Raw genomic sequence first — 13728 nt, 5'->3', positions numbered from 1 at the left:
AATCTCTTAATGAAAGGAAGGTTGCAGTGACAGATCTGGCAATAATTGGCGGTTCCGGATTCAGCCGGCTTGAGGAGCTTGAGATCACCCGCCGCGAGGTGATACACACCCCCTATGGGGAGCCGTCGGCACCGATTAGCCACGGCACATTCAAAGAGCGCAAGGTCGCCTTCTTGCCACGCCATGGCACGGCCCACACCATACCGCCCCACAAGGTCAACTATCGTGCGAATATCTGGGCCCTGAAACATATAGGGGCCAGGCGAATCGTTGCCATCGCCGCCGTGGGCGGAATCGGTCCGGAAATGGCGCCCGGCGTCATCGCCATACCGGAGCAGATCATCGACTATACCCATGGCCGGGATCACACCTACTTCGAGCATGACCTCAGCCAGGTTACCCATATCGACTTCACCCATCCCTACAGTGAAAAAATCCGCCAGCGGTTGCTGAAGGCGGCAAAGGCGGCGAAGGTCCCCGTTGTTGCCGGCGGCGTATACGGCGCCACCCAGGGACCACGCCTGGAGACCGCCATGGAGATCAACCGCATGGAGCGGGATGGCTGCACCCTGGTCGGCATGACCGGGATGCCGGAAACGGCGCTGGCGCGCGAACTGGGACTGGACTATGCCTGCTGCGCCGTAGTAGCCAACTGGGCGGCGGGCAGAGGGGACGGTCCGATCTCGATGAAGGAGATCGAGGGACATATCGGCCGCGGCATGGAGCAGATCATCTCATTGATCGAAGCCCTGGTGGGTGAGCTCGGGCGGTAGCTCCCCGGGTCCCGGTCATTCCTCTGCCTGATTACCCATCCGACTCAGCCGTAGGCAAGAAAATTGAGCCGCGAATGAGCGCAAACAAGATTACCGGGTTATCCGCTTGAGACCGCTGGGATGAGCCCGCGAACCCCAACGGTGTTTCATACGTGTGCGCCATAAACACTAACCGGACAGGATGAATAATCAGGCCCCTCTATAGCTATATAAAGATATCCGATGCCGGTAGGCCTGCTTGCGGCTGATAGGATTGATCCAGCACATAGCATCCCAACCCGGCAGACGCTAGGCTGCCAGGACGAAAAAGCACAATTCAGGAGTAGGACCCATGGCCGAGGACGATACCAATCAGGCACCACAACACGCGGCAGAGGAAACGGCAACAGACAAGCCTTCGACACCTGTTAAGACAGAGGCCAAGACGGAGGCCAAAAAAAAGACCGTAAGGAAAAAGGCACCCGCAGTCAAAGCAGCGGCCACCAAGCAAACCAGCGTCAAGAAGAAGGCCGCACCAAAGAAAAAGGCGGCGCGCAAGAGCCGTGCCGCGACCGGTATGGAAAAGGCCGGTGTGGTGGCGCAGGCGGTGGCTACTCAGACCCCGGCAGCGGTTGTGGCACCGGGGCAGGTACCGGCATCCGGGAACCTGGCGGCCACAGCGGAGTCCGCCACCGTGGAAGATGCCGCAACCGAACCCGCCATCACGACCGTGCCAACCAATCCGCCAGGAGATATCGCAGCGAAATCGACAGTTAAAACTGAAACGGCTGCGCCAACGTCCGACGCGGCAGAACCGTCACCGGAAGAGACGCCACAGCGTAATGAGAATGTTCAGAAACGATTAGAGGAGATGGGACTCATGCCTTCTGATTCAACTGAAAAACAGACACCGCCACCGGCCAAGCCTACGGGATCCGCCCTCGGCTTCTGGCAGAAATCATTCATCTTGGTCATCGTTGTGGTTGCCGGACTGCTCTACATATTCAATGTAGCGGACGATGGTGGAGGCGTTGCTGACGGCGTGGCGAATAACCCGGTTGCCACCGGCGAACCAGGGCAGGTCACCAGCGCCGAAAACGCCGCCGGGGAGCCCGCCGCTCCGGTCACCCCGGTCCCAGATCAGCCGACGCCAGCGGCTCGGCTCGTGGCCGGGCCGTCGGGTAGCGGGGAGCAGGGTACCAGTGACCTGACCGCCGTCACCCCGGTCACCGCAGCTGCCTTGGCGTCCGATCCGACGCCACCGGTGAGTCGGGTTGGTGAAGCAGCGGTGGCTGGCCCCGGGGAGGCGACGGATCAGCAGATCGCCACACTTGCCACCGATCAGCCGAATGCCGGCGATTCCACGCAGCCGATGATTGAAGCGCATGAACAGCCAACTGCCACCGCAGCTTCGGCCGACTCAACTGCTCCCGCGCAGACCGCAGGGGAGGCCGAGTTGATGGAAACCGGCACAGGCACGCAGGCAGCCGTAGCGCCAACCGATACCACGGACACTCCAGCGCAGACGGAGCCGCAATCGGCAATGGCCAGCGCGGACAACCGGCCTGTGGCATCACCGATGTTGTCCCAGCCTGGCGGCCTGATGGCGTATCGGCCGGGAACGGGATACCCGATCCCCGCCGCCCCTGGCACCAGACCGGCCGCGACCGGCAATCCGCAGAGTGGCCCGCAACCGGGGATGGGCTGGTCCCGTTACCCCATTCCGCGCCAGCCCGGCTATGTCACACCAGGCTATCCCTGGGGCTACAACCCGCCGATGATGCCTTATTACTGGCCCTATCCGCCGCACCCGCCCGTCTATGGACCCGCCGTGGGGTACCCCTACCACTATCCGCAAATGCCCAGATAAGGGGGCATGGCACACACACGATTCCGCCACCTCTTAGTGCTTCGAGGTGGCGGAATGGTGGTTTTGCGGCCGGAATCTGGTGGTTAAACAACCTGAAATCCAAAAAATACTGGGCATCCTGATGTTGATGTGCTGTGCCTACTTCAATGGCCCATTGAAAGTTCTCCACATGTTCTCTATCCTTTAAACAACAGATTCGGCAGTGGTCGATTCCTCATTGCAGGGATTGGCCCACTGTCGCTGTTGTCACTGCTGCCTCTTGGTTAGAGAACGATGATCCTGGAAGAGCTCCTCTCAAGCGCCCCTGTCTGGCGTGGCGATACACTGCTCCTTGGCCACCGGCCGAGGACGCTGCCCAGTGGCTATCCGGCGCTGGATGGACTGCTGTCCGGCGGCGGCTGGCCGGGGGCGGCGCTCACCGAGCTGCTGCTCGATCATCACGGTATCGGCGAGCTGGGCCTGCTGCGCCCGTTGCTGGTTGAACTGGGGCAGGCCGGGAAGCCGGTGGTCTGGATCTCGCCACCCTATATTCCCTATGCCCCGGCGCTGCGCCAGGCGCGGATAGCCCTGGAGAGCATGCGCTGGGTTGCTCCCGACCAGCCGGGCGATGCCGCCTGGGTGGCGGAGCAGTGCCTGCGCTCCGGCAGTTGCGGTGTCGTGCTGTTGTGGCCCAGGGCCCTCAACACCAAGATGTTGCGCCGTCTGCAGCTGGCAGCGGAGCAGGGGGAGTGCCCCGGTTTTCTGTTTCGTCCCCGGGCGGCGGCCACGCAGAGTTCTCCGGTGGCCTTGCGCCTGCTGCTGAGCCCCCAGGCCCGGGGGCTGGGGGTGGAGCTGCTCAAGTGCCGCGGGCGCCGTCCCGGTGCCGGCACCTGCCTGGCGGTGTGAGATGCTCTGGTTGGCCCTGCGTTTTCCACACCTTGCGTTGGAGTTGGTCGCCGCTGTTCAGGTGCCCGCCGGACCCCTGGTGATTCGTCAGCAGCAGGCCAATCGTCAGCAGGTGTTCGATGCCGATCCGGCCGCCCGTCGGCTTGGCGTGCGCCGCGGCATGAGCATGAAGCAGGCCCAGCTGTTGGTGCCGGAGCTTGCCATCGTCGACCGGGATGAGGTGGGGGAGGCCGAAGGGCTGGAACGCCTGGCCCACTGGGCCATGCAGTTCACCTCCCAGGTGGTGGTTCAGTCGCCCCGGGGGCTGCTGCTGGAGATCGGTGCCAGCCGGCGCCTGTTCGGCGGGGTGACGGCGTTGCACAGGCAGGTCATCACCAGTTGTGAGCAGCTCGGCCACGCACCCCGCAGCGCGATCGCTCCCAATCCCCAGGCGGCCTGGTGGCTCAGCGCCTTATCCCAGGCGCCGGTGATCACCCGGGAGTGGGAGTTGCGCACGGCCCTGGCCGCGCTCCCGCTCGACTGCCTGGAGCTGTCGGACAAACAGCGCCAGGCCCTGCGCCGCATGGGGCTGCAGCACCTGGGAGAGTGCCTGCGTCTGCCGCGAGCAGGCCTGCGCCGGCGCTTCGGCGCGGAGTGGCTCGAACGGCTCGATCGTGCCCTGGGCCACAGCCCCGACCCCCGTCCCTGTTTCCGGCCGCCGCATCGCTTCGCGGCGCGGCTGGAGTTGCCGGCCGAGGTCGATAACTGCAGCGGGCTGCTGTTTGGCCTGCGGCGCCTGTTGCAGGAGCTGGGCGGGGCGCTGCTGGGTGCCGACGCCGCCATCGACCGGTTGATGTTGACCCTGGAGCATGCGGACCTGCCCCCGGTCGATATCGCCCTGCAACTGCTTGAACCCCAGCGTGATCCGGGCTACCTGCTGGAACTCTGGCGTGAACGCCTGGAGCGGGAGGCACTGCAGGCACCGGTGTTGAGTCTGCGCCTGGCCAGTGTGGAGTTCCAGTCCGCCGGCCATGCCAACCTGGGACTGTTTGGCCAGCCGTCCGGACGCGCGGAAGGGCAGGCCCTGTGGGAGCGCCTGCAGGCCCGCCTGGGCCGCGAGGCGGTGCGGCGGCCGGGGGTGGTGGCCGATCATCGCCCCGAGTCGGCCTGGAGCCTGGAGAACTCGACCGACGGAGCACCCCCGGGACAGCGCCCGCTGTGGCTGCTGGACCCGCCGGAGCGGTTACGCCAGGGACCGGAGGGGCCGTGGCGCGACGGGCCGTTGCGATTGGAACAGGGACCCGAGCGGATCGAGAGCGGCTGGTGGCAGGGGCGCTGGGTGCGGCGCGATTACTTCATTGCTACCGATAGCCACGGCGCCCGGCTGTGGCTGTTCCGCCAAGCCGACGAGCGGGACTGGTACCTGCACGGCCGCTTTGGCTGAGGTGACCCGGATGCCTGCTGAATATGCCGAGCTGCATTGCCTCTCCAACTTCACCTTTCTGCGTGGAGCATCGCATCCGGAGGAGCTGGTGGCCCAAGCCGCCGAACTGGGCTACCGGGCGCTGGCCCTGACCGACGAATGCTCCCTGGCCGGTGTGGTGCGGGCCCACGAGGAGGCCAAGGCGCGTGCACTGCCGCTGATCATCGGTAGCGAGTTTTTATCGGAGGAGGGGGACCGGCTGGTGCTGCTGGCCAGCGACCGCCAGGCCTACGCCGGGCTGAGCGCCCTGATCACCCGCGCCCGGCGCGCCGCCGATAAGGGGCAATACCGGCTCTCCCTCGATGACCTGGATGACCTGCCGGACTGCCTGGCGCTGTTGCACCCCGACGATCCGGATGACAGGGAGCGGCTGGCCCGCTATACGGAGCGCTTTGCCGGCCGCCTGTGGCTGGAGGCCAACCGGCTGCTGATGGGCGATGAGCAGCATCGACTGCGCTCGCTCCGCGTCGCGGCCGAACACTTCGGCCTGCCCATCGTCGCCGCCGGCGATGTGCACATGCACCGGCGTGAACGCCAGCCGCTGCAGGATCTGGTGACCGCCATCCGCCACCGTACCACGCTGGAGCGGGCCGGTTGGGCGCTCCATGCCAATGCCGAACGCCACCTGCGGCCGCTGGAGACCCTGGCGCGGATCTATCCCCGGGAGTGGCTGCAGCAGAGCTGTGCCATCGCCGAGCGCTGCCGTTTCAGTCTGGACGAGCTGCGTTACGAGTATCCCGATGAACTGGTGCCGGCGGGCCTTACCCCGGCGGCCCATCTGCGTGCCCTGACCGAGACCGGCATGCAGGTGCGCTGGCCAGACGGGGTGAGTCCCAAGGTACGTGCGCAGATCGAGCACGAATTACACCTGATCGGCGAACTGCACTACGAGCCCTATTTTCTCACCGTGCACGACATCGTGCACTTTGCCCGCGGACGGCAGATCCTCTGTCAGGGTCGGGGGTCGGCGGCCAACTCGGCGGTCTGCTACGCCCTCGGCATCACCGAGGTGGACCCGGCGCGCCAGTCGACACTGTTCGAACGCTTTCTCTCCAAGGAGCGCAACGAACCGCCCGATATCGACGTCGACTTCGAACACCAGCGGCGCGAGGAGGTGATCCAGTATCTCTATGAGAAGTACGGCCGCCACCGCGCCGCCCTGGCCGCCACGGTGATCACCTACCGTACCCGCAGCGCCCTGCGCGAGACCGGCAAGGCCCTGGGCTTCGACACCGACACCCTGGACCGCCTGGCCACCACCCACAGCTGGTGGGATGGTCGCCGCCTGAACCTCGAACGCATCCGGGAGCTGGGGTTCGATCCGGAACAGCGGCAACTGCGCCAGCTGCTGGCGCTGACCGCGCAACTGATCGGCTTTCCGCGCCACCTCTCGCAGCACGTGGGGGGCTTTGTCATCGCGCGCAAACGGCTCGACTGGCTGGTGCCGATCGAAAACGCCGCCATGCCCGAGCGCACCGTCATCCAGTGGGACAAGGATGATCTGCAGGCGCTGGGACTGCTGAAGATCGACGTGCTGGCCCTGGGCATGCTCAGTGCCATCCGCCGCAGCCTGGCCCTGATCAGTGACTACCGGGGCGAGGTCTTCCGTATGCAGGATATCCCGGCCGAGGACCCGGCCACCTATGCCCTGATCAGCCGGGCCGATACCGTCGGCGTGTTCCAGATCGAATCCCGGGCTCAGATGACCATGCTGCCGCGGCTGCGCCCCGCCTGTTTCTATGACCTGGTGATCGAGGTGGCCATCGTGCGCCCGGGGCCGATCCAGGGCGACATGGTGCACCCCTATCTGCGGCGGCGCCAGGGGCTGGAACCGGTGGAGTATCCCAGTCCGGAAGTGCGGGGGGTGCTGGAGCGCACCTTGGGTGTGCCCCTGTTCCAGGAGCAGGCGATCGAGCTGGCCATGGTGGCGGCCGGCTTCTCCGCCGGCGAGGCGGATGCCCTGCGCCGGGCCATGGCCGCCTGGCGCCGCCGCGGCGGCATCGAGGTGTTTCAGCGCAAACTGTTCGATGGCATGCACCAGCGCGGTTATAGCGAAGAGTTTGCTGAACGTATCTTTAATCAAACCAAGGGCTTCAGCGAGTACGGCTTTCCCGAATCCCACGCCGCCAGCTTCGCCCTGCTGGCCTACGCCTCGGCCTGGCTCAAATGCCATGAGCCGGCGGCCTTTTTCTGTGGCCTGCTCAACAGCCAGCCGATGGGCTTCTATGCCCCGGCGCAGCTGATCCAGGATGCCCGGCGCCACGGCGTGCGGGTGCGCCCGGTGGACGTGTGCCACAGCGACTGGGACAGTTCACTGGAGCGGGGCCGGAATGGCCGCCCGGAACTGCGGCTGGGACTGCGCCTGGTCAATGAGCTGTCGCACAACGGGGCGGCACGTCTTGTGGAAACACGCCAGGACAAGAATTTCACCGATATCGGCGACCTGTCCCGGCGTGCCCGACTCAACGCGCGCGATCTTCAGGCCCTGGCCGCCGCCGATGCCCTGGCGGGGCTGGGTGGTGACCGCTACCAGACCCAGTGGCAGGTTCTCGGCATCGAAGCACCGACCCCGCTGTTTGATGGCGTGGCGGAAGAGCAGGGCGCCGCACTGCCGGAACCGACACTGGGGGAGGCGGTGTGTGCCGATTATGACGCCCTGGGCCTGTCGCTGCGACGACATCCGTTGCAACTGCTGCGCACCCGCCTGCGTCGCGCCGGGGTGCACACGGCGGCCGAGGTGCAGGCAGCACAGGATCGCACCTGGCTGCGTGCGGCCGGCCTGGTGATCGGCCGCCAGCGACCGCACACCGCCAGCGGTGTGCTGTTCGCCACCCTGGAGGACGAGAGCGGCCAGGTCAACCTGGTTATCTGGCCCAAGACACTGGAGCGGTTTCGTCAGGTGGTGTTGAACGCCCGGTTACTCATGGTCAACGGCCAGGTGCAGCGCGAGGGGCAGGTGGTGCACCTGATCGCCCACAGGCTGGAGGACCACAGCGACTGGCTGGGTGGGCTGAATATTCCGTCGCGGGATTTTCGTTGAGTCAGCTTAGGATAAAGCGGTTTCGTATCGGCAGTTATCGCCTAATATCTCCCACGCGTTTCGGGGGCTCAGGTGCCCTTGCGCGGCAGATAGCTATCCAGTGCCCACAGGAAAAGCCCGAACAACAGATGGGGGATGAAAGAAGTCACGATCAGCTTGGGGCTGACCTGCAGCCCCGCGAAACCCCAACCGACGATGGGAAAGAACACCGCCAGGATCACCAGCCACAAGGCGCCGGCGAGGGCCATGGCTGTCTTGATATTGCGTTGCGGGAAAAAACGCACGAAGAGCACGGACCAGAAGGTCACGTAGGCGGTATGGAACAGCAGCCCCACCGGCAGGGGTAGCGTTCGACCCAACAGGGTTTCGGCGAAGGCCTGCGAGGGTGGCTGGGGGAAGGGTGACAGGCCCGCCCTTGTCACTGCCACCATAATGATGGCGGTAAGGAGGGAAACCCCTATCCCGATGCTGATGGCGCGTAGCCAGGAACGTCCATTGCCTTGAAATTCAGTCATTTTGCTCTCCTCTTGAAGTGGAGATGTGCATGGGCGAAGGCTCGCTCGTCGGACAGCGAGGGCCGCATTTTTCCGCTGAGTCCACACAGCAGGAACCGACAAGGTAGTTCGTCAGGTTCAGCAGTTCATCGAATGCCGCGGTATAGATGACGAACCGGCCGCTGCGGCGCGACTCTACGAGGCCGGCATGTGCCAGCTTCTGCAAGTGAAAGGTCAGCGCATTGGCAGCTATATCCAACGGCCCACCCAATTGACTGGCGGACACGCCTTGTGGACCCGCCTTCACCAACATGTGCACGATGGCGAGGCGAGCAGGGTGGGCCATGGCGGACAGCTTTTTGGCAATCAGTTCATCTTGTGACATAAAACAAGAATACAACATTTCATGAATTATTGAAGTTTAGCGTAAGGATTGATAATCACATTTTTACACGGGAACAGCTCAGCCCACAGATTCAACCGGGTGCCGCTTTTGTTCGGCTGTTGGGACACCGCGCTTGGCCAGATTTCGACAACCTCGAAGTAGGGAAGCCTTACTAATCCGTAATGATGTTATTTCTATGCAGATATAACATTTAACATAATATACATTATGCGCAATTATTAATTGGGCAGTATACAATTGCCGATACTGCTCGGGGCTGGATTTGTCTTGGTAAAGACCGCTATTCTGCAAATCAACAGCGGTAATCCCACGATGGTTAAAATGAACAACATGCAAAATCCATTCGCTCTGAGTGATGATCTGATTTATCTGAACCATGCGGCGGTCTCCCCCTGGCCGTTATGTACGGCTGAGACCGTTAAGCGCTTCGCCGAGGAAAACGCCCGGCTCGGTGCCAGCAATTACCTGCAGTGGATGGATACGGAGCGCCAGTTGCGGGACAACCTGGCCTGGCTGATCAATGCGCCGTCGGTGGATGATATTGCCATTCAGAAAAGCACGTCCGAGGCCCTGTCGGCCATCGCCCACGGTCTGGACTGGCAAGCTGGCCAGAATGTGGTGTTTCTGAAGCAGGAGTTTCCATCCAATCGGGTGGTCTGGCAGAGCCTGGAGCGCTATGGGGTGACGGTCAGGATGATCGACCCCGGCCCTGGCCAGGAGCCCGAGACCGCGCTGCTGGCGGCCTGTGACAAAAATACCCGAATGATCAGTGTCAGTTCCGTGCAGTATGCGTCCGGGTTGCGGATGGATTTGTTGCGTATCGGTGAATATACTAAGAAAAACAATGTCTTGTTTTGTGTGGATGCGATTCAGAGCCTGGGTGCCCTGGCCTTTGATGTGGCCGAGGTCGGCGCCGATTTCGTGGTGGCTGACGGCCATAAATGGATGTTGGGACCGGAGGGCGTGGCGCTGCTGTATACCGACAAGCATATCCGTGAGCGGCTCATGCTTCACCAGTTCGGCTGGCACATGCTGGAAACCGCTGGGGATTTCGCTACCCTGGCGACGGATCCCGCCAGCAGCGGACGCCGTTTTGAGTGCGGCAGCCCCAATATGTTGGGAATTCATGCGCTTAACAGCAGTCTTTCGCTGATACGCGGGGTCGGATTGGAGCGGATAGCGGCGGATATCCTGCGCAACACGGATCTGCTGGTCCGGCTGATCTCGGATCACCCACGGCTTGAACTAATCAGTTCGGCCGATCCGGAGCGACGTTCCGGTATAGTCACCTTCAAGGTGCCCGGTGAGGATCAGGAGAAGCTCTATCGTAAACTGATGCACTGCCGGGTCATCTGCGCGGCGCGTGGTGGTGGTATCCGATTCTCCCCCCATTTCTACACCGGGGAGCAGAAACTGCGTGATGCGCTAGGGATTCTGGACCAGATACTAAACTCCAAAATGGATTAATAATAGACGTTAACTTGCTGTATAAACGTCACTATTAGGTTATCTAATGACAACTTTTCAAAAAAATAGAGTCATACCATGAGCCAATACCCCATCGAAGAGCGCAATCCCGGTGAACGCCAGTTAACAGTCAGGGTTCTGGCCATGCCGGCGGACACCAACCCTTCCGGGCATATTTTTGGTGGCTGGCTGATGTCCCAGGTGGACATTGCCGGCAGTCTCATCGCCATGCAGGTGGCCGATGCCCGGGTGGTGACAGTCGCCGTGCACGATTTCCAGTTTGAAAAGCCGGTGCATGTGGGGGATCTGGTGAGCTGTTACGCCGAGGTGGAGCGTAAGGGGAACACCTCGATTCGGGTCAAGGTGGAAGTCTACGCGGAGCGTGACAGGGATCCCCATACCGTCGGGCGGGTAGCCGTGGCCTCCATTACCTATGTGGGGCTGGATGAGGAATCTCGGCCTAAAATACTTAAAAAATAGATCACAAAGATAGTGTAACTAACTTATTTTTCAGTTAAAAATAATCTATTGAAGTTGTCTGTCGTGAGCGCCTCAACCTGTTCACGGGTAAGTCCCCGGAGTTCGGCAACCTTATCCGCGACGTGCCCCACATAGGCCGGAATATTGGATTTGCCCCGGTGGGGTATTGGCGCCAGGTAGGGAGAATCGGTCTCGATCAGGAGCCTCTCTTGCGGTACCTTTTTCGCCACGTCCCGCAGGTCGGCCGCGCTGTTGAAGGTGATGATGCCGGAGAACGAGATGTAGAAACCCAGATCCAGCGCCTGGCGGGCCATGTCCCAATCCTCGGTAAAGCAGTGCATCACCCCACCGACGCTATCGGCCCCCTCCTCCCGCATGATACGGAGGGTGTCTTCCTTGGCCGCCCGGGTGTGGATAATCAGCGGCTTGTCGCAGAGTCTCGCCGCGGCGATATGGCGACGGAAGCGCATCCGCTGCCAATCCTGGTCCCCTTCGCTGCGAAAATAGTCGAGACCGGTCTCGCCGATTGCCACGTTCTTCTCGTGCAGGGCAAGCCTCGCCAACTCTTCCGGACCGGGTTCCCGGCGGTCCCGGTCGTTGGGGTGAACGCCGACGGAGATGGAGATATCCGCCTCGTTCTCCACCAGGGCGAGCATTGCGGGGTAGCTCTCCAGATCGATGGAGACGCAGAGCATGTGGCCCACACCGGCCGCCCGGGTGGTCTCGAGCAGGTTCTGGAAACTGTTATCAAAGGGTGCCAGTTCCAGGCGATCCAGGTGGCAATGGGAATCTACAAGCATTTCAAACTCTTGGGTGTACAGAGAGGCAAACGGTTAGGCCGGTCGGCGGCCGCCTACATGGTGTGGGTGGGACGATCGGATTTCAGGGCACCGGCCAGGTAGCCTTCGATCTTGTTTCTCGCCATACCGCCATCCTGGTCGCTGAACTGAACGCCGATACCCGCCGCACGATTGCCTTCGGCCCCTACCGGGGTAATCCAGATGATCTTGCCGGCTACTGGTATGCGTTCCGTCTCCTCCATCAGGGTCAGAAGCATGAATACCTCATCTCCCAGGTTATATTTCTTATTGGTGGGAATAAAAAGTCCGCCATTTTTTACGTACTGCATATAGGCTGCGTACAGGGCATTCTTATCCTTGATGGTCAAAGAGAGAATGCCCTGCCGGGCTGTCGGTGCATTCGTTACAGACATACCACTATCACTCAACTCCAATGCCCGCCCAATCCAGCAGCAGGCTCTCCAGTTGCATCTGTGTATTCAGCTGGGTACCCAGTGTCCGGTTTGCCTCAAACAGTCGGTCCATCAGTGCATACAGTCTTCTAGAGTTTACCTTCCGCGCCAGCGCTTGCAAGCGATCCCTTTGATCCACATTGATTATATTGGCAGATTCCACCGCAATCTTTACCCTTATCAGGTCGATCACCCAGCCGCTGAACCATTTGAGGACACCGTCTTGCTCCAGGTTGCTCCAACGCAGGGCCACCGTGAGCGGGTCCTGTGCGCCCTTCAGGACCGCTGTCAGCTCCTCGATCATCCTGGCGCGTTCTTCCAGGGTACCATCCCGAGCATATTTCACCGCCAGCAAGGGGCCGCCAGCGGCCAGCGAAAGGAGTAACCGGAGATCGGCCGTCCCCTGCACCTGCCGGTCCAACCAGGCAAGCGCGGTGCTTTCATCCGGGGGCGTGAAGTGATAACGCTGGCAGCGGCTGCGAATGGTTGCCGGGAGACGCCCCGACTGGGCGGTCACCAGAATGATCACGGTGCGGTCCACCGGTTCTTCCAGGGTCTTCAGCAGGCTGTTTGCCGCCGCGGTATTCAGTGCATCGGCCGGCTCGATGATAATCACCTTGAAACCGCCGGAACGGCTGGTGAGGGCTCCCTTTTGGGTGAACTCCCTGATGGTATCGATCTTGATCACCTTGCCCGGCTCTTCCGGTTGCAGCAAGGTGAAATCCGGGTGAGTGGATGCCTGCAGCAGCCTACAATTCTGACAACTGCCGCACGGCTTGCCGTTTCCCTGAACTGCATTGCATAACAGTGATGCCGCCAGACGATGCGCAAACCAGGATTTCCCCAGACCGGCACCGCCGGTCAGCAATAGGGCATGGGGCAGGCGTCCCGACTGGCTTGCCGACAGAAGGCGTTGCCAGTTCGCCTCCTGCCAGGGCAGAACGGCCTCATCGACGAGACTCGCCGACAGATAATCATCCATGGCGCTGCACCTGTACGAACCGGTCCATGAGGAGACGAATCTGCGCCTGTACCTGGGCCAGTGGCACCGCCGCGTCAATAACCCGGACGCGCTGGCTGTCACGCCGGGCAATGTCCAGATAGGCTGATCGCACCCGCTCGAAAAAGGCGTGCTGTTCCACTTCGAAGCGATCCGGTTCGGAGCGTTGTCCGGCGCGATCCAGCCCGGTCTCGATCGGCAGATCCAGCAACAGGGTTAGATCGGGTTTCAGGCCCTGCTGCACCCACTCCTCAAGTGCGCGAATCCGCGCCATCTCGATCCCGCGACCGCCACCCTGATAGGCGTAGGAGGCATCGGTGAATCGGTCACAGAGCACCCATTTTCCGGCATTCAGGGCCGGCAAAATGATCCGTGCCAGATGCTCCGCCCTGGCGGCAAACATCAGCATCAGTTCGGTGTCCTTGGCCATACCGGTGTGCTTGTGGCCCAACAGGAGGTCGCGGATCTCCTCCCCCAGGGCGGTGCCGCCGGGTTCACGGGTGAAAACCACTTCGACTCCCGACTGTTCCAGCAGATCGCGGATAAACGCCAGGTTGGAGCTCTTACCGGCCCCCTCGCCTCCCTCTACCGTGATGAACTTTCCTTTGTCGACTGTCATA

Annotated in this window: 13 protein-coding genes; 7 read left to right on the top strand and 6 right to left on the bottom strand. The window is 62.1% G+C overall.

Annotation, left to right across the window (positions count from 1 at the left end; all coding sequences use genetic code 11):
• Nucleotides 1-26 precede the first annotated feature (26 nt).
• The 5 genes from NPX02_RS12220 to NPX02_RS12200 all read left to right on the top strand — a co-directional run bounded on the left by NPX02_RS12220 (nucleotide 27) and on the right by NPX02_RS12200 (nucleotide 8009).
• A complete protein-coding gene (locus NPX02_RS12220; protein ID WP_260293883.1) occupies nucleotides 27-773 on the top strand; it encodes an S-methyl-5'-thioinosine phosphorylase in 747 nt (248 codons plus the stop codon).
• A gap of 331 nt (nucleotides 774-1104) precedes the next feature.
• Nucleotides 1105-2622, top strand: coding sequence for a hypothetical protein (locus NPX02_RS12215; RefSeq protein WP_260293882.1), 1518 nt, complete (start codon nucleotides 1105-1107; stop codon nucleotides 2620-2622).
• 273 nt (nucleotides 2623-2895) lie between these two features.
• Nucleotides 2896-3507 (top strand): translesion DNA synthesis-associated protein ImuA, encoded by a 612-nt coding sequence (gene imuA, locus NPX02_RS12210; RefSeq protein ID WP_260293881.1) that lies wholly within the window; start codon nucleotides 2896-2898, stop codon nucleotides 3505-3507.
• Nucleotide 3508: 1 nt separating this feature from the next.
• Entirely contained in the window at nucleotides 3509-4930 is a 1422-nt protein-coding gene (locus tag NPX02_RS12205; protein WP_260293880.1) for a Y-family DNA polymerase, read from the top strand.
• A gap of 10 nt (nucleotides 4931-4940) precedes the next feature.
• Nucleotides 4941-8009: an error-prone DNA polymerase gene (locus tag NPX02_RS12200; protein WP_260293879.1), complete on the top strand. Its 3069-nt coding sequence runs from the start codon at nucleotides 4941-4943 to the stop codon at nucleotides 8007-8009.
• A 68-nt stretch (nucleotides 8010-8077) separates the two neighbouring features.
• On the opposite strand, the gene NPX02_RS12195 is transcribed toward NPX02_RS12200, so the two are convergent.
• Nucleotides 8078-8524 (bottom strand): hypothetical protein, encoded by a 447-nt coding sequence (locus tag NPX02_RS12195; RefSeq protein ID WP_260293878.1) that lies wholly within the window; start codon nucleotides 8522-8524, stop codon nucleotides 8078-8080.
• Nucleotides 8517-8888, bottom strand: a complete 372-nt coding sequence (locus tag NPX02_RS12190) for an ArsR/SmtB family transcription factor (RefSeq protein ID WP_260293876.1) — start codon at nucleotides 8886-8888, stop codon at nucleotides 8517-8519. The genes NPX02_RS12195 and NPX02_RS12190 overlap by 8 nt, the downstream gene beginning before the upstream one ends.
• Before the next feature lie 342 nt (nucleotides 8889-9230).
• Here NPX02_RS12190 and NPX02_RS12185 point away from each other — a divergent pair, with 342 nt between their 5' ends.
• Complete coding sequence (locus NPX02_RS12185; protein ID WP_335342558.1) at nucleotides 9231-10376, top strand: aminotransferase class V-fold PLP-dependent enzyme; 1146 nt, start codon at nucleotides 9231-9233, stop codon at nucleotides 10374-10376.
• Between the two features lie 78 nt (nucleotides 10377-10454).
• Nucleotides 10455-10856: an acyl-CoA thioesterase gene (locus NPX02_RS12180; protein ID WP_260293875.1), complete on the top strand. Its 402-nt coding sequence runs from the start codon at nucleotides 10455-10457 to the stop codon at nucleotides 10854-10856.
• 23 nt (nucleotides 10857-10879) lie between these two features.
• Here the strand turns inward: NPX02_RS12180 and NPX02_RS12175 are convergent, their stop codons facing one another.
• From NPX02_RS12175 to tmk, 4 genes are read right to left on the bottom strand one after another with little or no spacing between them, the layout of a single operon-like run.
• The gene (locus NPX02_RS12175; protein WP_260293874.1) at nucleotides 10880-11656 is read right to left on the bottom strand and encodes a TatD family hydrolase; all 777 of its coding nucleotides are present in this window, start codon (nucleotides 11654-11656) and stop codon (nucleotides 10880-10882) included.
• Nucleotides 11657-11709: 53 nt separating this feature from the next.
• On the bottom strand, nucleotides 11710-12069 hold the full coding sequence (locus NPX02_RS12170; RefSeq protein ID WP_260293873.1) for a PilZ domain-containing protein: 360 nt from the start codon (nucleotides 12067-12069) through the stop codon (nucleotides 11710-11712).
• 7 nt (nucleotides 12070-12076) lie between these two features.
• Entirely contained in the window at nucleotides 12077-13090 is a 1014-nt protein-coding gene (locus tag NPX02_RS12165; RefSeq protein ID WP_260293871.1) for a DNA polymerase III subunit delta', read from the bottom strand.
• The gene (tmk, locus tag NPX02_RS12160) at nucleotides 13083-13727 is read right to left on the bottom strand and encodes a dTMP kinase (RefSeq protein WP_260293870.1); all 645 of its coding nucleotides are present in this window, start codon (nucleotides 13725-13727) and stop codon (nucleotides 13083-13085) included. The genes NPX02_RS12165 and tmk overlap by 8 nt, the downstream gene beginning before the upstream one ends.
• Nucleotide 13728 lies beyond the last annotated feature (1 nt).

This window comes from Sedimenticola hydrogenitrophicus (assembly GCF_025175675.1).
Lineage (GTDB): Bacteria > Pseudomonadota > Gammaproteobacteria > Chromatiales > Chromatiaceae > Sedimenticola > Sedimenticola hydrogenitrophicus.
This window is presented reverse-complemented; position numbering and strand designations above follow the sequence as displayed.